Origin of the sequence: Sulfitobacter dubius (assembly GCF_900113435.1) — a bacterium.
GTDB lineage: Bacteria > Pseudomonadota > Alphaproteobacteria > Rhodobacterales > Rhodobacteraceae > Sulfitobacter > Sulfitobacter dubius.
In genome coordinates this window covers 429,188-448,772 of record NZ_FOPG01000003.1, presented here as the reverse complement: position 1 = coordinate 448,772, position 19,585 = coordinate 429,188, and the positions used below count along the sequence as shown (strand labels likewise).

The following is a 19,585-nucleotide window of genomic DNA, read 5'->3' as shown; positions in this document are numbered from 1 at the left end:
GGATGGACCTCTCCGCCCTTTTGACCGACGCGCTGATGGGTTATTTCGTCGTCTTCGCCCGCATCGGCAGCGCGCTTTTGTTCATGCCGGGTTTTGCGGAGACCTCGGTCCCGACGCGGCATCGGCTGTTCTTTGGTCTAATCCTGAGTGCTGCGCTTTATCCGGTGACAGGCCTTGGCCCGGTGGCCGAGGATCGCCCCGGTGCCCTGTTGTTGATCTTTGGCTCGGAAATCACCGTGGGGCTGTGGATCGGGCTGGTGGCGCGCACGCTGCTCTCGGCGCTGCAATTCGCGGGCTATCAGATGGCCTTGATGTCGGGGCTGGCCAACGCTTTGGCACCCAACATTGGGGCCTTTGAAGGGGCGACGAGCATGGCCGCGATGCTGCTGATCGGGGCGACGGCGCTGATCTTTGTCACCGACCTGCACCACCTGATCATCGAGTCGCTGCTTATGTCCTATCAGGTTTTTACCCCCGGCACCTTTATGCTCGCCGATCTGACCGATCAGTTTGCCCGCGCCACGCAGGTCAGCCTCTACCTTGGCCTGTCGATCGCCGCGCCCTTCTATGTGGCGGGGCTGGTGCTCAACGTCGGGATGGGGCTCGCCAACCGCATGATGGCGAGCCTCCAGGTGTTCTTTATCGCCCAGCCCTTGCTGATCGCCGCCGGGTTGGCCTTGATGGTGCTGGCGGTTCCGACCATGATGCGCGGGTTTCTTGAGCCATTCGCGGAATGGCTCACCACCTACGGGTTCTAGGCCATGTCGGAAGAGGACAAGAGCAGTAAGACCGAAGAGCCGACGGAGAAAAAGCTCCGCGACGCGCGCAAGAAAGGCGACGTGCCCCAATCGCGTGAGACCGGCACGGCGATGCTGGTTTTTGCCTTGCTGCTTATCCTGATTTTTGTGCTGCCCAGCTCGATCGGCGGCATTGTCGACGCACTGCAACGCCCGCTTTTGGGCGCAGGTGTGACCGCGATCGGCACCGGCGGCACCGGATTGGTTGAAGCCGGCGGTGTCCTTAAATCGCTGGGCTTTACGGTGGGGCTGGCAATGATGCCCGTAGTCGGAATTATGGTTTTGGCAGCGCTTTTCGGAGTGCTGATCCAAGGCGAGACGGTGGTTTCAGCCGAGCGGATCAAACCGAAGATATCGAAACTAAACCCCCTCTCGGGCTTCAAGCGCCTGTTCTCCGCCGATGCCCTTGTCGAATTCGCCAAGAACACCGCCAAGGTGCTGGTGATCGGCTTTATCACCGTCTGGGCCGTGCGGGATATTGCGCAGTCTCTGGGTCAGACGCAGGCCTTTGTGCCTGAGACTTTACTTGATGCCACTTTGCAGAAGGTGCGCTGGATTTTCCTTGTAACGACCACCTTCCTTGTCCCAATTGCCATTGCCGACATCATTTGGAAACGCGCGCAGTGGAAGAAGAAGCAGATGATGAGCCTCAAGGAAATCCGCGACGAGCATAAGGACAGCGAGGGCGATCCGCAGATCAAAGGCCGCCGGGCCGAATTGCGCCGCGCCCGCGCGCGCCAGCGCATCGCGCAGGCGATCCCGGGCGCCAGCGTGGTCCTGACCAACCCGACCCATTACGCCGTAGCGCTGAAATATGAACAGGGTGTCGATGACGTGCCCGTCTGCGTGGCCAAGGGTGCCGATGTGATGGCGCATCGCATCCGCGAACTGGCCAAGGACCACGACATCCCGATCATCGAAAACCGCCCGTTGGCCCGTGCGCTACATGCAGCGGTGGAAGTAGATGACCGTATCCCGATGGAGCATTGGCAAGCGGTGGCCGAGATCATCGGCTTTGTCATGGACATGCGCCGCAACGTCCGTCGCAAACCGCCTGCAGGGTCGTCGATCCGCGAGGATTAACCCCTGCCCGCTTAACGCAGGCGCAGCCCTTCGAGATTGCGGTCGGCGGGGAGTTTGGAGCGTTCCAGCAGGATTTTGGTGATCAAACGTGCGCGGACAAGGCTGAACGAGCCCATGATCTGCGCGGCGTCTCGTTCGGGCATAGCACCGATCACCTGCACGGCGGTCTCCACGTCGATTTCGTCCATGATGCCAGCCGCCACCTGTGGCTTCATGTTGCGGTAAAGCTCGACCAGTTTGGTCATGTCCTGATTGTTGGCCTCTTCGATCACCTTCAACTGCGCGCCGATCTCATCGCGCAGGCTGGCCAGCCGGGTCTGCTCGGCTTTGAGGCTTTGCTCGGCCAGCGCCAGCTTGGCTTCACGGTCGGCAATCGTATCGCGTTGGTCTTTCAACAGCGCACGCTCTTCGGCGATGGCCTCGGCGATCAGATGGCTCGGCTCGCACATGCCGCTTTCGCCCGGGGCGCTGGCGTCATAGCTGGGCGGCGCGGGTGCGGCGGCCAGCTCAATCGGAACCGGAGGGGTGTCGCCGGGCGTCTCGGCGATAGCCATCATCGGCATGAACTCAACCGTGAGCTTGAGCACGCCAGCGACGCCAAGGGCAAACAGCGCGATCTTTGGCAGGGAGATACGGCTCATTCCTTACGCTCCTTGGTGATGTCGAAAAAGGTGCGGACCAGTTCGGATTTGCCCTGCACCGCCGCCTGCCCGCGCACTTGGGAACGCCCCTTCAGGCGTGCGGCGCGCATCTCTGCCGGGCTTTGGCCTGCTGGAATAGGTTCAGCCGCAGCTTTGCGGTGCTGTGGGGCGTCACGCTGCACAGGCGGCTCGGCGCGTTGAACCTTGGTACTGAGGTCGCGCAGGTCTTCGACTGACCGGGCCGATTGATCGACGGCGCTAGAAAAAGCCCCGACCATTGGCTCCATCTCTTTCAGGGTCGCCATCAGGGCGCGAACCCGGCGGTCAAGGATAAAGGCATAGACCAGCGTGCCGACCAGCAGCACGATGATGAGGATATCAATCAAGGCCGGCATCATCGTCGCTGTCCTCCTGATTTTCCTTAGGGAGCAAAGATTGGATCACCCGCAGGGCCAGCGCGCCATTGCTGCGCTGGCCAAAGGCGGCCTGAAACATCGGTTGCGCGTTCACCATGCCAACCACGGGAGTATCGACCGTCATGCCCAGATCAATCACTTGACCGGGCTTCCATTCCAGCACCTCATGCAGCGGGATCGTCACCTCTTGGAGCACGCCGGTGATGGTGACCGTGGTGCTGGAAATCTGGCTGTTCATATCCTTGCGCGCGTTGCTGTCGGTGGGCGAACGCCCGCCAAGGAACGGCTGCGCCAGCTGCGCACTGACCTCATCAAGCGTGCCATAGGGCAGCACCAGCGCCATATGACCGCTGCGGTCTTCGAATTGCAGATGCATCCGGACCAGCACCGTCGCGGTGCGCGGGGCAGCCAGCATGACCGACCGGGGATTGGACTCCAACGATTGGATGTCGAATTGCACCGGGCTGACATCATGCAAGCAATGCGCCAGCCCTTTAAGCGACAGTTCCGCCAGCCTGCGGCCCAGTTTCTGCTCAATCGCGGTCAATCCACGCGGCTTCCATTCTTGGCTCGTGGCCCGACGCCCGCCCAGCATAATCTCTAGCACCGAAAACAGCAGATCCGGCTCAACCACGCAGGCAATCTGACTGCCCCAGCTTTCCGCATTGGCGATGGCGATGAGAGAGGGCGATTGGATGCTCTCCATCGCGTCCTCATAGGGCATATATTCTAGCGAGGTCAGTTCGATCTCGGGTGCGACGGTACAGTAGGATTTGAGGTCAGGCACCAGTGCCAGCAGCAGCCGGTCGATGATGATCTCAAGCGTGGGCAGGCGCTGGAAGCTCTCCCGCGCCTGACGGATCATCGTCTCTTCAAGGCTCAGCGCATCGGGGGAGGCCGCTGTCGTCATTGCACCACCATATCGGCAATCAGTATTTCATGCGGCGCGTCGGTGTGCCCCACTGCCCGCGCCCGGCGCAGCAGTTCGGTTTTCAGCATCGCCAGCCCATAGCTGCCAGTCAGATCGCTGACATGCAACTGGCGCAGGAAATCTTGGAAACTGTCGCGCAGGTAAATTTCGCGCGCAATCAAACGGTCCGCGCCTTCAACATTCTCATCATAGACCATCAGCATGTTGAGCTTGAGAAACCGGCTCGTCTGCCCGCCCTGCGGGCCGGTGTCGGTGACGTTCACGATGATCTCGGGGAACGGCATGACCGGCATCTTCACTTCGGTCTTGGGCTTGCCGCCGTGACCATCGTCAGCCGCCTCTTCGGCATGGCCGTTGTCAGCGAGCTCTTCTACGGTCTCATCCCCTCCCAGTCCGGCCATTTTCAACAGGCCCGAAGGGCCAATGGCCAGCGTCACCCCACCCACACCAGCAAGAAGGCAGAGCAAAACAACGGCAAGGATAGCAAAAGGCTTTTTCATTCTTCCACTCTTAATCGGATCCCGTGCGACGCGCCATATGCAAGAACAAATACATCCCCAATCAAGCTTTATTGCAACAGAAACCTGTTTATTTTTCGAATCGAGCAAGTATAAATCGATATACGCTTGCATAGTGACGACCGAGCGGGGAATGCTCGACCTATCCAACCGAGTGAGGGCCCGTGAATCAGATCGTTGAAAACCTTAAGGATTTAGGTCCAAAGCGGCTGGCACTTCTGGGCGGCATCGGCTTGGCGATCACCGCGGCTATTTTCATCGGCGCGCGGACCATCCTCGCCCCTACCTATGTCCCGGTTTACAGCCAACTTAGCCCCGGCACCGCGTCGCAGATGATGCAGACGCTGGAGCAAGCGGGGCTGACGGTCGACCTGTCGCGCAATGGCGATACGATTTCGGTTGCAGAGAATGACATCGCCCGCGCCCGTATGGCGCTGGCCGATGCGGGGCTGCCGGGCGAAGGCGTGCCGGGTTGGGAGATTTTCGACAACATGTCCGGCATGGGGATGAACTCCTTCATGCAAAAGGTGAACCGGCTACGTGCGCTGGAAGGCGAGCTGGCCCGGTCGATCCAAACCATCAGCGGCATCAAAGCCGCGCGGGTGCATCTGGTGCTGCCCGAACGCGCCGCTTTTTCGCGCAGCCGCGCCGAGGCCAGCGGCTCGGTCATCGTACGCTCGCAAGCCAACGCCAGCATGACCCGCAGCCAAGCGCAGGCGATCCAAGCACTGGTAGCCTCTGCCGTGGCGGATTTGGAAGCGCAGAACGTGACCGTCCTGTCGGCCTCGGGTGAGACGATCTTGGCCAAGGACGAAGGCGGCAGCTCTGACTTCTCACTCCAAGGTCAGCGCAGCATGATCGAAGAGCAACTGGCGCAGAAAGTTGAATCCATTCTCAACGCCCGCGTCGGGCCGGGCAATGCCCGCGTGCGCGTCAGCGTTGATCTGACGACCGAGCGTGAAGTGCGCGTTTCGCGTACCTTTGACCCTGCCCAGCAGGTCGCCCGATCCATCGAAACCCGCGTGCGCAACTCCAATGAAACCGATCCGGCGGCGGCCACGGTGGATGTGGCCAACAACATCCCCGATGAATTGCGCGACGATGCAGGCGGCGGCGCGGGGCAGTCCACCCGTTCCGAGAATGACGAAATCATCAACTATGAGATCGGCTCGGTTCAAAGCGAGATGGTGCGCGAGCCGGGCGATATCGAGCGTATCTCGGTCGCCGTTCTGGTGAACGGCAGCTATGGCACCCTGCCCGACGGCTCCGAAGGCTATATCGAGCGCAGCGAAGAAGAAATGCAGCGCCTGAGCCAATTGGTCAGCACCGCTATCGGCTTTGACCAGAACCGCGGCGATCAGGTGCAGGTCGAGAGCCTGCAATTCCTTGATTTCGATTCCGAGTTCAGCAGCCCCGCAGGCCGTGGCTTGGGCGCGGTGCTGGCCGATAACGCCATGACCATCCTGCGCTCGCTCTTTGCCTTGGCGCTGGTGGCGATCATCATGGTGCTGGGCGCGCGACCGCTGCGCATGGTGCTGGATGCCACCCTTCCTCAGCCCGCGCTGGCTGGCGCTGGCGCCGACGCGGGCCTGTTGGACGGTCCTGAGCGGGATAACGCGCCAAAAGCGTTGACCGGCGGCACCCAGAACGAGACCCCGCCAAACCGCCTGCCCACCCCGGCGGGCGTCCAGACCGGTGCGGTGCTTGGCCCAATGGACGAGATGCCCCGCGACATGGTGCATCTCGCCTCGGTCGAGGGCGCAGTCCAGCACAGCCAACTGCGCGCCGTAGCTGAATTGGCCGAAGACAACACCGATGACGCCCTGCGGGTTCTCGGACAATGGCTGTCAGAAGGGGATGATCTGTGATCACGACCCTCAAGCTGCAAAACTTCGACGAGGACGGCAAGAGCAAGCCGCAGGATCCGGCGCTGCCCACGCCCGAAGAGATCGAAGCGAAGATCAAGAAGGCCCACAAACAAGGCCATATCGAAGGCTATCTGGCCGGAGCCGACGCGGGCCGGGCTGAGATGCACCAGACAATGCAGGCCGAACACGCCGTCATGGCCGAGAAACTGGCGCAGGAACTGGCGCGGCTCTCGCAGGCCATGCAGGCCCATCAGGAAGCGCTGGTGGCGCAGATTGTGGGATTTACCCTGCAAACCTGCGAGATCGTCCTCCCCGAAGCAATCGAACGCCTGTCGACCGCGCGGGTGAAAAAGACCGTAATCCAATCGCTCAAGATGGCCATCGGATCGAGCCACATCAAAGTGCGCCTATCGCCCGCTACGCTGGAGCAGATCGGCCCCGAACTGCGCCAACGCGCGATCTATTACAAATGCGACAGCGTGCTGGACGTGCGCGCCGATCCCGACCTGCCCGATGGTGATGCCCGGATGGAATGGGACCACGGGAGTCTCGACTACGGCTTCAAAAAGATTTGCGACCGCCTGCTCGCCGAGCTGCGCGACACCCATGAGCGGGCGCTGAAAGCACAAAAGGAGAAGGACGAAAATGGATAAGCCTGACCTGCAATCGCCCAAAAACACCGCAGCCGACAAAGGGGCCAACGCGACACCCGAGGCCAGCCAGACGGATCAGCCGCTTGCCGATGCCTTTGGCAACACCGCCAGTGCGGGCAGCGATGACGCGGGGGTCTTCCCGCAACTCGACACAGAGGATTCGCGCAACGCCCTTGCCCCCCGCCCCGAGGCTGGTGGCGCTGGTATCAACGCCATGCTGAACGTCGGTCTTGATGTGCAGATTGTGCTGGGTCAAGCCCGCATGCCGATCTCGCGCCTGCTGGAATTGACCCGCGGCTCTATCGTGGAACTGAACCGCAAAATCGGTGCGCCGGTCGATCTGATGGTTTCTGACCGTCTGGTCGCACGCGGTGACCTTGTGAAAGTCGGCGAAGACCGGCTGGGCGTTTCGCTCACCCAGATCGTCAAGGATTATGTGCCTGACTGACCGCCCCTCTCTGCGCAGCTATGCGTTGGGCCGGATGGGCCTTGCCCTGCTGGTGCTTCTCGCCAGCAGCGGCATGGCTATGGCCCAAGACGGGGGCTTTTTGGGTACGCTGTCAGATGTGATCGGGGATTCCGCGCCGGGAAGTGATGAGAACGCCAATCTCTCGGGCCGGATCGTTCAGTTTATCGCGCTGATGACCGTGCTCAGCATTGCGCCGGGGCTTTTGGTCGTCATGACCAGCTTCACGCGCTTTGTAATCGTCCTGTCGATGCTGCGCTCGGCCCTCGGCCTGAACCAGACCCCGCCCAATATTGTGCTGACCTCGCTGGCTCTGTTCATGACCTTCTTTGTCATGCAGCCCGTTTTCGAGGACGCCTATGAGGCCGGGGTGCAACCGCTTTTAGAGAACGCCATCGCCGAAGAGCAGGCGTTGGAGCGGATCGCGGCCCCGTTCAAGAGTTTCATGTACGTCAACACCCGCCCCGAGGACTACGCGCTGTTTTTGCGCATCGCCCCGGCCAACGAAGAGGCCGAAGAGACCCCCATGCCCGAGACGGCTGAGGAAGCCACGTTCCGCCATCTTGTCCCTGCCTTCATGATCTCAGAACTACGCCGCGCCTTTACCATCGGCTTTCTCATCTACCTGCCCTTTGTCGCCATTGACCTTATCATCGCATCGGTCTTGATGAGTGCGGGCATGATGATGCTGCCGCCGGTGCTGATCTCTTTGCCGTTCAAGGTTATCTTCTTTGTGCTGATCGACGGTTGGTACATGCTGGCCGGATCGCTGATCGAAAGCTATGTGCCGCTTGCCGGTGGCTGACCTGCACTGAAAGGATTTATCCATGTCGACCAATGCCCTTTCCAAAACCCGCAGAAAGCCCATTACGGTGGAGGATCTGAACGGCCCCACCAAGGCCGCTATCACCTTTTTGTGCCTCGGAGAACAGACCGGTTCAGAACTCATGCAAAAACTCGGCACCGCCGAGATTGAGCGCATCACCAGCGCCATGAGCCGTCTTGGCCCAATCCCGGCAGAGGTGGTAGAACATGTGCTTAGAGAGTTCACCCAAAAAGTCGTCAGCGGTACCGGGTCGGTCGTGGGGTCACTGTCGACGGCAGAATCCATGCTGCGCAAATTCATGCCCGAAGAGCAGGTCACCAGCATCATGGCCGGGCTCAAGAACAGCGAGCGCGAAAGCGCCATGTGGCGCGGCTTTGGCGCGCTGGATGAGACGGTGATCGCCAATTATCTCAAGGGCGAGCATGACCAGACGGCGGCGGCGATCCTCAATAACGTCGAAACCTCTGTCGCGGCCAAAGTGCTGCCCCTGCTCGGCCCTGAGCGGATGCAGGACATCGCCGAGCGCATGATCGCGATGGAGGCCGTGCCGCTGCATATGATGCAGCAGATCGAAGAAACCTTGAAGCAAGACATCCTGTCGAATGCGATGCACACTAATTCGGTCGAGACGCATCAGCGCATGGCGGATCTGTTCAACCAATTGGATGTGCAGGCCTTCGAAGAGCTTTCCGGTGCATTGGACGCGCGTATTCCCGACGCTTTCCAAGCCATCAAACAGCGCATGTTCGTCTTTGACGATCTGTTCAAACTGCCGATGCAAGACTTGGCGCAGGTCATGCGCGGACTGGATGGGGCCACCCTACCGATGGCGATGCGCGGGGCCAAGAAAGAGCAGCGCGATCACCTGATGGAATGCCTGCCGCAACGCTCGCGTCAGATGCTGATGGACGAAATGGCCGCCACCGGCCCTGTCCGGGGCCGCGATGTGCGCGCCGCTCAAGCCGCCATGGTGGAATACGCCAAGAGCCTTGCCGACGAAGGCTTGATCGAACTGCCCTCGGCAGCCGATGACGACGAATTCATCGAATAAAGAGGATCAGCGGTAGGCGCTCGACGCGCTGTAGCCGCCGGTGATCGTTGGGATGTCGATGGTGATGGCCGTGAAGGTGCTGCCCTGACCGATAGAGACGGCCCCCTGCATCAACGAAAGCACCGTGCTGGACGCGGTTGAGACTCCCTCAACAGCGTCGTAAATCGCCGAGAAACGCGAGACGAGCTTGTCGACCTCTGCCGGGTCTTTCAGCTTTTCGATGTCGAATTTCTGCTCGAAGAGCGCGATCTGGCGGTCGAGATCAACTTGGATCGCTTCATCTGGAACACCAAGCGCACGGCGCATGAATGTGCCGAGGTCTTCGTCCTTCAGCACGTCGAGCCAAGTATTGATTTCAGAGGCTTTGGATTTGAACTCCAACGCGATCCGCGCGCCTTCGTTGTCCTCTCCGGCGGCATTCAGCACGAAGCGCTCTTTGAAACGGTCGATCATCTCTGCTTGCCAGTCGAGCTTATCAAGGTTCGCGCTGCTCCCCCCTCCGGGGGTGAAACCCAGAGTCAGATACATCTCGCGAATTTTGGGGTCGCTAAGGCGGTTCACCAGCGCGGAACTGTCGGTGATATCGCTTTCCAGCGTCTTGCGGATCATCGCCTTGCCAAAGATCTGATCTTCGAGGTCGAAGGCCCGCATGACGAAAGTATAGACTTCCGTATCGGCAATCAGTTCCTGCGGGGAAGAGATACTGCCGATACGTTCTTCAAAAGCGGCGATTTGCCGGGCGTTCAGGGCATTGCTGGCGGCAAGGTCGAGCTGTTTGTCGCGCGTTGCGTCAAACAGTTTGACCGCCACCTGCGTGCCCATGCCGCCCAGCGAAATCATGCGTGCGCGGCCTCCTGGCTAGAGGCGGGCGGCACCGGGCGAAGCTGCATGAGTTCCGTCTCGTATTTCAGGACCGCGCGCAATTCGCTCATGGCTTTGTAGAAATCGGCCATGGAGACGAAGTTCGCCGCTTCCATGATCCGGCTGCGCATCTCGGCGCCAAAGCAGCAGGCCAGATCGGCCAAACCCTGTTGGATCATCGGCATGATTTGATCGCGTGTATCGGGACGGATCAGCGCCGTTTGCACAAGGAAATAGACCTTAGAAACGGGCGTGGATTCCGCATCCGGCTTCAACAGATCGGACTCTCGCACGATGTCGGCGCGGTTTTCGACGGTCAGCGCTTGGCGACGGTCACCGTTGCGGATGACACAGCCATTCACGACAACGCGCTCACGGGGGCGGAGGGTCAATTTCAGCATCTCACACCTCCTGCATCTGCGGTGCGGCCTGCCCGGCCAAACCTGCGGCAATGTTGCCGTTGATCTCGACAAGACCGGCCAAACGGCCTTCGCCAGCCATCAGCGCGGTGCTGTGACGGTCCACCCAAAGCGCGATGGAAATGAGCGAGGCTTTCAGCCCGTCGGGCATCTTGTTTTCCGGCTCGGAAAGGTCAAAGCGCAGGGCCGACCAGAACCGTTGATTTTCGTAGATCGCGTCGCGCAGACCGGAGGCGAGGATGTTCAACCGCTCGCTTTTGTCTTCGGTCGCATCAAAGCCTTGGCCCTTGTCGGCAAGGTCATGTGTGACGCGGCTCAGGATGCGGCGCTCGATCTGCCGCGGGGTTTCGCTTTCGCGAATTGTTCGTTTGTATGCTGCCAGCCCCATAGGAATTCTTCCTTGTTTTTATAGTTTGCTGCCTGCCAACCGCAAATTCTGAGGCGGTTGGACCGGGGCCAAAGCGCTAGGCTTTGGCCCCGAGAACCCTATTCCTTAACGGAACAGGCTCAGGATGTTCTGCGGTGCCTGGTTGGCGATCGACAGGGACTGCGATGCCAGCTGCTGCTGAACCTGAAGTGCCTGAAGACGGGCGGCTTCTTCTTCCATGTTGGCGTCAACCATCGCGCCAACGCCGGAGTCGAGGTTGTCGGCCAGCTTGGTCAGGAACTCTTGCTGGCTTTCGATAGATTTCTCGCCAACACCTAAGGTCGTGGCGGCGGTGACCGAATCACTAAGCAGATCCTCCGCCGCTTTCAAAGTATTGCTAAGGTAAGTTTGCCTTTTTGTTTCATCATCCAATACGGCATCGTCTTTGTAGTTAGTAGCGAGATTGTCTGCAATTGCCTTAAAACTATCATGAATAGCCTTAAGACTAACGCCTTCAACGCTCATAGTCGTGGGCTCGAAGCCGTTGTCTACACGAGTAACGCCGGTTACAACTGTAAGCGACCGCGCAGGGGCCGCGGCTTTGGTGATTGTACCGTCTGCGGCGGTGACTGCTCCAACTGCTGTGGCTTCACCGCCACTGACCAAGTCGTCCCCGTTGAAGATTGCCTGCTTGATGGACGAGTCCATCCTTTTAACTATTTCATCTAGCTCCGTCTTTACTTGATCGATAACGTCATTGCCGCCGGTCTGTGCGAAGCCCACTCGTTCCACGAACTCTTGGGCCAAGTCTTTGACGCTATCTGCGCCCACTCTTGCTGTGGCGAGGGAGTTCTTTGTGAGCGTCAGGCTCTCATTGATCGCCTTAGTCATGCCGCTGTCGCCCTTCATAGTTTCGGAGATCGCGAAATAAGCCGCGTTATCTTTACCGGAGGAGACTTTGAGGCCAGTTGAAATACGGTCTTGGGTTTGGTTCAGGCTCGAGTTGACATTCCGCAGAGTTGCGAGAGCGTTCATTGCGGAGGTGTTTGTGTTGATCGAAGACATATTCTTATTCCAGACTATTCTAGTTCGTTATGTCGTCTTTCTGACAACTGCGGGGCGAACCCGCTTGATTACGTTTTTACGCGAAAAACTGGCAACATTGAGGCAATTCAGAAACTTTTGTCCACGCTTGCCATCAGTGTTGCGCGGTTGTCACGTTTAGCACCGCTTCGGCCGTAAATGCCTGCAATGCTGTGCTTTTCCCGAACTTGGGAAACCTGTGCGATCATGTCTGACGTGGCTTGGCGGGCCAATTTTAGGTGGTGATGATCGCGCGCAATCAGATCTTTCAGATCGCGCAATTTATCTTTGCTGACCGCCTCGGGATCGTGGCTGAGTTGATCTTCCAGCACGGCGGTGAGTCGGGCCTTTTCGCTGGCGAATTCGACCAGTTGATTGAACGCTCCACCCTCGACAGCGGCGATTTCGCGGCGCAGCAGATTGCCCAAGGCGTCAACGGCGGCGAGTGCTTTGCGCGGATCGCTCATCGGTTGGCCCCCGTTTGATAGCGCTGCATGGCGGTCTCAATTGTGCGGGCGATTCCGGTGCTGTTCTGCTCGGCGATGCTTTCGCCAATCGCGTTGGACAGAAAGCTGCGCCATGTCTCTTCGGCGTGGCCGCCGCCAAAGCTGCCGATGTCCACGGTCGAGAGCATCTCATCGACCATCTGGCCGAGGAACATCGCCTCGAACTCCTGCGCCTTTTTGGCGGTGACGGCATCGGCCTGCGGCGCTGCCGGTTTGGCCGCAGGGGTCGGCGCGGGGATTGGGAGAGATGCGAATTCCATGACCTGCCCCTAGATGATCTCAAGGTCGGCATGCAGAGCGCCCGCCGCCTTGATGGCTTGAAGGATTGAAATCGTCTCGGTCGCGCCGACGCCGATGGCGTTCAGCCCATCGACCAGCCGTTGCAAGCTGACCGACCCGTCGATGACGGCGAATTTCGCGTCTTTCTCTTCGACGCCGACCGAAGAATTCGGCACCACCACGGTGGTCCCGCCAATCGACAGCGATTCAGGTTGGCTGACGTTGAAATCATCGCGGACGGTGACGGTCAGCCCGCCTTGGCTGACCGCGACGCGGTCGATACGGACATTGGCGCCGATGACGATGGTGCCGGAGCGCGCGTCGATCACCACTTTGGCGACCTGATCCGGCTGAACCTGCAGCGGCTCGATCAGGGCCATGGTCTCCATCAACGATCCCTTGCCATAGGCGGATACGGTGATGGTGCGCGAATCGATGGCGGTGGCGACCGGCCCCATGGCTTGGTTAATCGCGGCTTCTACCCGCTGCGCGGTCACGAAATCTGCGTTGCGCAGCGCGAGTTTGATGCTGGTCATCTCGCTGAAATCAAAGTCGACCTCACGCTCGACGATGGCGCCGTTGTCGATCCGTGCGCCCGTGGGCACGCCTTCGACGATCGAGGCATTCAGCCCTTGGGCCGCGAAACCCGCCACGGCGATCGGGCCTTGGGCCACGGCGTAAATCTCACCATCGGCGGCGGTCAGCGGGGTTACGATCAGCGTGCCGCCGCGCAGGGAGGAGGCATCGCCCAAGGAGGAGACGACCACGTCGATGGTGCTACCGGCCCGCGCGAAGGGCGGCAGGGAGGCGGTTACCATGACGGCGGCGGTATTGGCCGTGCGCATCTGGTCCTCGGTCAAGTTGCCGATGCCGAGCCGCTCTAGCATGCCTTCGATGGCGCGTTCGGTGAAAGGCGCATTGCGCAGGCTGTCGCCCGTGCCGTTCAGCCCCACGACCAGACCGTAGCCGACCAATTGGTTCGACCGCACGCCTTCGACGGTAACGATATCCTTGATCCGCACCTGTGCAGCCGCCGGCGCGGCAAGCGCGAAGGTGAGGCCGATCAGCAGGAGTTTAAACAGGGCGTTCATGAGCTGCGGTTCCGGTTATAGGTAGTTCAAGAAAGACAGGCGGGAGAGCCGCGCGGTGACGGCAAAGCTGGAGTCGAGTTGGTTCTGCAATTGGGTCAGACGGGTGGCCGCATCATATTGATCGACGCCTTCGAGGTTCATCACCTCCCCATCCAGAAACAGCGCCCGGCTTTCTTGGGCCGAGATCGTATCGGCAAGTTGCGCGCGTTTCAGGCCAGTCTGGGTTTCCAGATCGGTCAGCCCTTCGAGCCCCGCGCCGATGGCGCTGCGGGCCTCGGTTAGCCACGCATCGCGGGCGGCCTCATCGGGAATATCGCTGGGGTTAAACGCGCTCAGCATGGCCAGACCGCGGATCAGATCGCGGATCGCCGGATCATTGGCCTGCGCACTTTGGGTCAGGGTCTGGGTCTCAGAGGTGCGTGAAGTCAGGGGCGGGTTGCCTGTGGGCGCACCGTTATAGAAGGTGTTCTCGAAATTATTGGCCGGATCGGCGGCGGTATCGCTAAAGGCCGCTTTGAGCCCGTCGATCGCCGTTTGCACATCTGCCAGCGTTGTGGGCACGCCGCCGATCACATTTGTCACTGCGTCAGCCGGGGAAACGCCGCTGTTGGGGTTCTGAACGTCCCATGCTTGCAGCGGGTTTGTGTCACTGCGGGTGCCGGACATCAGGAAACCGGAACTGTCGCTGACCGCCGCACGTTCCAACACCCGGTCAAGCGCCGTGCGCGCCGCCTGCGACAGATAGGTCGTCGAAAGCCCGCCCGCGCTGTCGGTGGTGAAGGCCTGCTCAAGCACATCCTGCCCCACGTCGCGCATCGCCCCGAGCGATGTTTCCACAGCGAGAAAACGGCGGTCCAAAAGCGCATTGGAGGTCAGGAAACCATCGTTGCGGGTGATCTGCATCCGAATGGCGATGGCATCGGCAGAGCGGTGGCCCAGATCGTCATAGGGGTTGGCCTTTAGCCCGGTCGTCACCTCTTTGGACACGTCCGAGATTTCAGCGGCGAGGCGGCTGGTCTGTTCGCGCTGGCGCAGGCTTTGCAGAGCGGTGGAAACGGTGCGGGAAATCTCGGTCATCTTATCCTCACACGCTGGCCAAAAGGGTATCGAGCATGTCACTCAGGCTGCTCAGCACTTGCGAATTGGCGCCGTATGCCTGCTCGATTTCCAAAAGCTTTTGCAGTTCGGTATCGACGTTGACGCCCTCAATACTGCTGCGATTGTCCTCAAAGGTGACAAGCCGCACACGCGCGGTTTCGGCTTGCGCGTCAGCCCCGACGCGCAGCACGTTCTGGTGGCTCACCATATCTGCGGCGAAATCGCCCAGACGCGCGGTGGTGCTGAGCCCTGTCGCGGCGTCAAAGGTCAAACCGGTCTCAAGAACATCCACAAAAGCGTTCAGTTGGGTCGTGTCGCCCGGCTCTCCTTGGGTGGCGGCCCCGGCGCCGTCGCGCAGACGCCAAAGCGCGCCGCCTTTATCGGGCTGCACGCTGCTGTTGATCGAAAGCCGCCCTGCAAGCCCGTCCAACTGTGCCGCATCAAATGCGCCGCCCGCATCCGTGAAAAGCCCCGGCTGCCCTGCCCCGAGAGAGGCATCGGCGGCCTCAAAGCTCTGCACCAGTCCGCGGGCGAATTCATCCAGTTGCAGCTTCATCTTGGGCAGATCATCCGCGATCAAACCGCTAAGACCCGCAAGACGGCCGCTATCGGACCCCCGCGCCGTGGCGCTTCGCGGAGTGATGTCGATTGTCCCGGCCATCAGCGCGCCGGTTTCGCGATTGGCAGATAGCTTAACGGCAGTGTCGCCATGCACCAGTTCTGTGCCACCCGTGGTGTGTAACGTCAGCGATCCGTCTGATTCCCAGCGGCTTTGAAAATCCATCTGGCTGCCCAAGGCATCTAGGCGGCGGTTCATCTCGTCCATCAACCCGGCTGTGCCAGTTCCATCGGTCCCGGCCAGACGCAGGCGTTCGTTCAACTGGGCGATATCGGCCAGCGCCCCATTCACTTCGGAGACACCCAGCACGAAATTGTCCCCGGCCTGTATGCGGCTGGCTTCAAGCGCAACGGCGGCCTGATTGATGCTGCTCACCAATGTTTCACTGCGCGACAGAAGGTCATTTTGCGCGGCGGGATCCGATGGGTTGTTCGCCAACAGGTCTAGCCCCGCCTGAAACTCAGCTAGCCGCGCGGCGGGAGAGACCTCATCGCCAGGCTCACCCAAGGTCAGCAGGTAACTGCCAAGCACCTCTGAGGTAACGGAGGCCGCACCTAACTGCGCCGAAGCGCCGCGTGACATCCCCGCCAAATTCTCATCCACCTGCCGTGCCACGCGCAGATCAACCGAATTATTCTCGGTCACCTGCACGGCTTCGCGCCGCGCATACCCTTCGGTCTGAGCGTTCGCGATATTGCCCGCAACAAGGTTGGCTCGACCTTCTGTCGTGCTTAGACCGCTGCGGGCGATGTTAAAGGCAGATGAGATGCTCATTCATGTACCGGATTAGCGCTTGATATTCAGCGTTTCACTCAGCATTTCGTCGCTGGTGGTGATGATCTTGGCGCTTGAGGAATAGGCCCGCTGGGTCTGGATTAGATCGGTCAGTTCCTGCGCGATATCCACGTTGGAGCCTTCCAATGCATTGCTGTTGATGCTGCCCAACCCGTTCAGCATCGGATTACCGAGGCTCACCGCACCGGAATCGCGGGTGGCGACATAGGCGTTACCATCGACCGACCGCATTTGATCAGGGTTGGCGACATTGGCGAGCGGCACTTGGAACAGCGCCCGACGCTGACCATTGTCAAAAACCCCAAAAAGGATACCGGAATCGCTCATCTCTGCCCGCTCTAGGCTGCCGGTTTCAGTCCCGTCATCGGTAAAGGCCGGGGGCGTATAGTCGCCCGAAAACTGGGTCATCCCGCCGATAGTTCCGGGCGCGCCAAAGTCGATTTCCAAATCCTGCGGCGTGCCGCCATTGGTGATCGACAGTGTAACAACGCCCGTCGCAGGGTCGATTGGCAGGCTGCCGGGGGTATAGCTTGCGGGGCTGCCCGCACCCGCGCCGCTATCGGTGAAGTTTACCGTCGCATCGCCATAGTTTGTGCCCGCTTCGTCGGTGATGCTGACCGTCCATTCGTTATCAACCGCACCCGGTGTCCACGACAGGGTCAACGCATCGCTACCGCCCAATTGGTTGACGTAGCGCAGCGTGGATTCAAAGGCCGTGCCAGTGGTGCCGGGACCGGTTTCCTGGGCGGGCAAATTCGCTGACACGCCCACGCGCGAACTGGGCGTACCCTGCACCTGATAGCTCGCGATATTAACGGTGCTCAGATCGTTGTAGCTGGTGCTGCTAACACTACCAGTGGCCCCTGCCGCATCGGTAGGAAAACCCGAAAGGAAATAGCCGGCAGAGTTGCGTAGGTTGCCGTTCTGATCCGGGGTGAAAGAGCCAGCGCGGGTCAAATAATAATTGGATTCAACAGGATCATTGGCATTACGCGACACGACAAAGAAGCCATCACCTTGCACCGCCAAATCAGTGGTGCTGCTGGTGCCCACGATATTGCCGTTGGTGGAGATGTTGGCCCGTACATCCGTCAACACACCCGCTTGGGTCGACCCGGTATTCTGGGTCACAAACTCCGAGAAGGTCCGTCGGTAGCCGACCGTATTGGCGTTGGCGATGTTGCTCGAGATGTTCTGGACGCGGGAGGAGTTGGCCTGCAACCCGCTGACCCCGATTTGAAGGGCGCTTGTAATGCTCATGACTTGATCCTGCTCGTTCTTGTTATTCTTGGCTTATACATGAGAAAGCCGATTCTTCATGGCCAACGCAAGAATAAAATTTGCATTTGATATTTATGTCACTGACTTTTCTTGACATCCGTCACTTTGGTCACGGCATCAAGGATACGGTCCGCGCTTTCCATGCTCAGCCGCATCACGTCTGATCCCAGCGGCCCCTTTTCCGTGGGGCGCGCGCCAAGCCCGGTGGCGATCTCAGCCCAACCGGGCAATTCGGCGAGCGATGGGAATGCGGTGGCGGCCCGTGCGACGGTCTCACTATCCCCCGCCTGATAGGCGGCGAGGGTCAGGCGCGTGGCGTCGGCAAAGGCGAACTGTTGGGGGTGCGTCTCCCACATCTCAAGGAACGCCAACCGGGCCGAGCCCCATTTCCCGGTCTCATAAAGGGCCACGGCCCGGCTGCGGCGCAAGTCCATGTCCTGCGCGCGCAGGCGCAGGGCGGCCAATTCATCCGAGCGCCCGGACTGCGCCAAAGCTTCCACCAGAAGCGCTTCGGCCTCGGCCCCCTGATCGTCGGCATAGCCGCTTAGTAAATCTACGGCCGCATCCGCCTGCCCGCCCGCCAAGAGCGCGCGCGCCTCGCCGCGTCGCAGGTCAGCCAGAAGGGCCGCGTTCGGAGCGTTCGTTCCAACCCCTTCCAAAGTCTCAGCCAACTCACGCAGGCTCCGGAATTCACGTGCGGCGAGGGCCGTCATGCCCGTGTCCAACAAGCGCTGTGGCACGGCTGCGGCATGACCCACAAAGCCAGAATCGAAACGCCAGCGCGCACTGATGCGAGCGTGCCCCTCTAGGAACGCGCCCAAGTCGATCTCACCCGCTGCCCCCGCTGCATAGAACGCGCCATAGATTTCGCGGGCGCGTAGCAGCAGCGGCTCGACCTCCGCCTCAGAGGCATCGCGCTGCAAATTATGCAACGCCCACAAGGCGGTATCCGTATCACCTTGCTCTGCGGCGATGTCCGCCAAAAGCGTCACACCTTCACGCGCTAGGGCATCACCGCTCCACATCCACCGCGCAGTCTTGAGCAGTGACAGCGCATCCTCCAGCGACAGGGCATCAGTTTCGCGCCCCATTCGAACCAAGGCCAGCCGCGCACGCTGCGCATAGGCGTCTCGGCCCTGTGCAGCTTGGACATAGCCTTCAAAGGCCATCAGGAAATCACCAGAAACCTCTGACGCACGGGCGAGCAGGAAGCGATAGGCGGGACCATCGCGCAACTCACCGTGTTTGGGAAACTGCGCGGCCAAAGCCTGCGCCACGTCCCACTCCTCCGCTGCTAAGGCTGCCTCTAGCAGGTCCGGCAAAACGGCAGCTTGGATGGCGGGCGATAGCGCGCCAAGGCTCTCGACCGTGCGTGGCATCAACCGCGCCGCCTCATCTATAGCCCCCAAGCGGGCGAAAGCCGCTGCCCGAAGCGCCTGCCCTTCGGCCCAACCCACGGACCACGACACCGCCTGCCCCAGATCGCCGCCCTCGCCCGCGTCATCCTCCAGCAAGGCCAGCGCGAGGGTCAATGTTCGGTGCCGCCGCGCGGTGTCATCGGTAAGGGTTTCGTGATCGAGCGCCGTCAGAAAGCCTGCCGCCTCGGGGCGCATCATCCATGCAAGGTGCAGTTCCGCAAGGTCCAGCAACACCGCTGCCCGCTTGGGGTCCTCCGGATCGGTTGCTGCCAGAAGTTGCATCATCAGCGCTTCACGGGCGGCAAGGAAATCCTCTTGTCCATGCTCCACCAAGGACAGAGGTGCAAAGATAGCACCTTCCTCCCCCGCCACAGGCGCGGCCAAGATCAAAGAGAGACCAAGGACAATGTTGTGCAGATGCTTCATTCTATGAATAGATGCACTTTATTCTTGTAAAGATCCATTCTTTATTTCACACTGACCTTCAATAAAGTCACGCCATCCTTGCCCAAACTGAG

22 protein-coding genes are annotated in these 19,585 nt (G+C 60.3%); 7 read left to right on the top strand and 15 right to left on the bottom strand.

Annotated features, from left to right (window positions below):
- Window positions 1-2: 2 nt before the first annotated feature.
- Window positions 3-758, top strand: a complete 756-nt coding sequence (locus BM229_RS14610) for a flagellar biosynthetic protein FliR (RefSeq protein WP_093928371.1) — start codon at window positions 3-5, stop codon at window positions 756-758.
- Window positions 759-761: 3 nt separating this feature from the next.
- Window positions 762-1,880: a flagellar biosynthesis protein FlhB gene (flhB, locus tag BM229_RS14605; RefSeq protein ID WP_093928370.1), complete on the top strand. Its 1,119-nt coding sequence runs from the start codon at window positions 762-764 to the stop codon at window positions 1,878-1,880.
- Between the two features lie 11 nt (window positions 1,881-1,891).
- On the opposite strand, the gene BM229_RS14600 is transcribed toward flhB, so the two are convergent.
- The 4 genes from BM229_RS14600 to BM229_RS18095 are packed head-to-tail and all read right to left on the bottom strand — an operon-like array spanning window position 1,892 to window position 4,368.
- The gene (locus BM229_RS14600; protein WP_093928369.1) at window positions 1,892-2,521 is read right to left on the bottom strand and encodes a MotE family protein; all 630 of its coding nucleotides are present in this window, start codon (window positions 2,519-2,521) and stop codon (window positions 1,892-1,894) included.
- Window positions 2,518-2,919, bottom strand: coding sequence for a hypothetical protein (locus BM229_RS14595; RefSeq protein WP_093928368.1), 402 nt, complete (start codon window positions 2,917-2,919; stop codon window positions 2,518-2,520). The genes BM229_RS14600 and BM229_RS14595 overlap by 4 nt, the downstream gene beginning before the upstream one ends.
- Window positions 2,900-3,847, bottom strand: coding sequence for a flagellar motor switch protein FliM (locus BM229_RS14590; RefSeq protein WP_093928367.1), 948 nt, complete (start codon window positions 3,845-3,847; stop codon window positions 2,900-2,902). The genes BM229_RS14595 and BM229_RS14590 overlap by 20 nt, the downstream gene beginning before the upstream one ends.
- Window positions 3,844-4,368 carry a flagellar basal body-associated FliL family protein gene (locus BM229_RS18095; protein WP_167360266.1) on the bottom strand — a complete coding sequence of 175 codons (525 nt, stop codon included), beginning with the start codon at window positions 4,366-4,368 and terminating at the stop codon, window positions 3,844-3,846. Before BM229_RS18095 ends, BM229_RS14590 begins: the two co-directional genes overlap by 4 nt.
- A gap of 182 nt (window positions 4,369-4,550) precedes the next feature.
- Here BM229_RS18095 and fliF point away from each other — a divergent pair, with 182 nt between their 5' ends.
- Genes fliF through BM229_RS14560 form a run of 5 tightly spaced genes read left to right on the top strand, consistent with a single transcriptional unit; the run spans window position 4,551 to window position 9,250 of the window.
- Complete coding sequence (fliF, locus tag BM229_RS14580; protein WP_093928366.1) at window positions 4,551-6,254, top strand: flagellar basal-body MS-ring/collar protein FliF; 1,704 nt, start codon at window positions 4,551-4,553, stop codon at window positions 6,252-6,254.
- Window positions 6,251-6,907 (top strand): FliH/SctL family protein, encoded by a 657-nt coding sequence (locus BM229_RS14575; protein ID WP_093928365.1) that lies wholly within the window; start codon window positions 6,251-6,253, stop codon window positions 6,905-6,907. The genes fliF and BM229_RS14575 overlap by 4 nt, the downstream gene beginning before the upstream one ends.
- Window positions 6,900-7,355 carry a FliM/FliN family flagellar motor switch protein gene (locus tag BM229_RS14570; RefSeq protein ID WP_093928364.1) on the top strand — a complete coding sequence of 152 codons (456 nt, stop codon included), beginning with the start codon at window positions 6,900-6,902 and terminating at the stop codon, window positions 7,353-7,355. Before BM229_RS14575 ends, BM229_RS14570 begins: the two co-directional genes overlap by 8 nt.
- Window positions 7,342-8,178: a flagellar type III secretion system pore protein FliP gene (gene fliP, locus BM229_RS14565; RefSeq protein WP_093928363.1), complete on the top strand. Its 837-nt coding sequence runs from the start codon at window positions 7,342-7,344 to the stop codon at window positions 8,176-8,178. The genes BM229_RS14570 and fliP overlap by 14 nt, the downstream gene beginning before the upstream one ends.
- A 22-nt stretch (window positions 8,179-8,200) precedes the next feature.
- The gene (locus BM229_RS14560; protein ID WP_093928362.1) at window positions 8,201-9,250 is read left to right on the top strand and encodes a flagellar motor switch protein FliG; all 1,050 of its coding nucleotides are present in this window, start codon (window positions 8,201-8,203) and stop codon (window positions 9,248-9,250) included.
- Window positions 9,251-9,256: 6 nt separating this feature from the next.
- On the opposite strand, the gene BM229_RS14555 is transcribed toward BM229_RS14560, so the two are convergent.
- The 11 genes from BM229_RS14555 to BM229_RS18275 all read right to left on the bottom strand — a co-directional run bounded on the left by BM229_RS14555 (window position 9,257) and on the right by BM229_RS18275 (window position 19,493).
- Entirely contained in the window at window positions 9,257-10,090 is an 834-nt protein-coding gene (locus tag BM229_RS14555) for a DUF1217 domain-containing protein (protein ID WP_093928361.1), read from the bottom strand.
- A complete protein-coding gene (locus tag BM229_RS14550) occupies window positions 10,087-10,512 on the bottom strand; it encodes a flagellar biosynthesis repressor FlbT (protein ID WP_093928360.1) in 426 nt (141 codons plus the stop codon). Before BM229_RS14550 ends, BM229_RS14555 begins: the two co-directional genes overlap by 4 nt.
- A 1-nt stretch (window position 10,513) precedes the next feature.
- Window positions 10,514-10,918 (bottom strand): flagellar biosynthesis regulator FlaF, encoded by a 405-nt coding sequence (gene flaF, locus BM229_RS14545; protein ID WP_093928359.1) that lies wholly within the window; start codon window positions 10,916-10,918, stop codon window positions 10,514-10,516.
- A gap of 105 nt (window positions 10,919-11,023) precedes the next feature.
- Window positions 11,024-11,962 (bottom strand): flagellin N-terminal helical domain-containing protein, encoded by a 939-nt coding sequence (locus BM229_RS14540; protein ID WP_093928358.1) that lies wholly within the window; start codon window positions 11,960-11,962, stop codon window positions 11,024-11,026.
- A gap of 107 nt (window positions 11,963-12,069) precedes the next feature.
- Window positions 12,070-12,447, bottom strand: a complete 378-nt coding sequence (locus BM229_RS14535) for a hypothetical protein (protein WP_093928357.1) — start codon at window positions 12,445-12,447, stop codon at window positions 12,070-12,072.
- The gene (locus BM229_RS14530) at window positions 12,444-12,746 is read right to left on the bottom strand and encodes a rod-binding protein (RefSeq protein WP_093928356.1); all 303 of its coding nucleotides are present in this window, start codon (window positions 12,744-12,746) and stop codon (window positions 12,444-12,446) included. The genes BM229_RS14535 and BM229_RS14530 overlap by 4 nt, the downstream gene beginning before the upstream one ends.
- Window positions 12,747-12,755: 9 nt before the next feature.
- On the bottom strand, window positions 12,756-13,856 hold the full coding sequence (locus BM229_RS14525) for a flagellar basal body P-ring protein FlgI (RefSeq protein ID WP_093928355.1): 1,101 nt from the start codon (window positions 13,854-13,856) through the stop codon (window positions 12,756-12,758).
- A gap of 15 nt (window positions 13,857-13,871) precedes the next feature.
- On the bottom strand, window positions 13,872-14,933 hold the full coding sequence (locus BM229_RS14520) for a flagellin (protein ID WP_093928354.1): 1,062 nt from the start codon (window positions 14,931-14,933) through the stop codon (window positions 13,872-13,874).
- 7 nt (window positions 14,934-14,940) lie between these two features.
- Complete coding sequence (flgK, locus tag BM229_RS14515; RefSeq protein ID WP_093928353.1) at window positions 14,941-16,347, bottom strand: flagellar hook-associated protein FlgK; 1,407 nt, start codon at window positions 16,345-16,347, stop codon at window positions 14,941-14,943.
- A 12-nt stretch (window positions 16,348-16,359) separates the two neighbouring features.
- Window positions 16,360-17,628: a flagellar hook protein FlgE gene (locus BM229_RS14510; protein WP_093928352.1), complete on the bottom strand. Its 1,269-nt coding sequence runs from the start codon at window positions 17,626-17,628 to the stop codon at window positions 16,360-16,362.
- Window positions 17,629-17,726: 98 nt separating this feature from the next.
- On the bottom strand, window positions 17,727-19,493 hold the full coding sequence (locus BM229_RS18275) for a hypothetical protein (RefSeq protein WP_093928351.1): 1,767 nt from the start codon (window positions 19,491-19,493) through the stop codon (window positions 17,727-17,729).
- Between the last annotated feature and the right edge of the window lie 92 nt (window positions 19,494-19,585).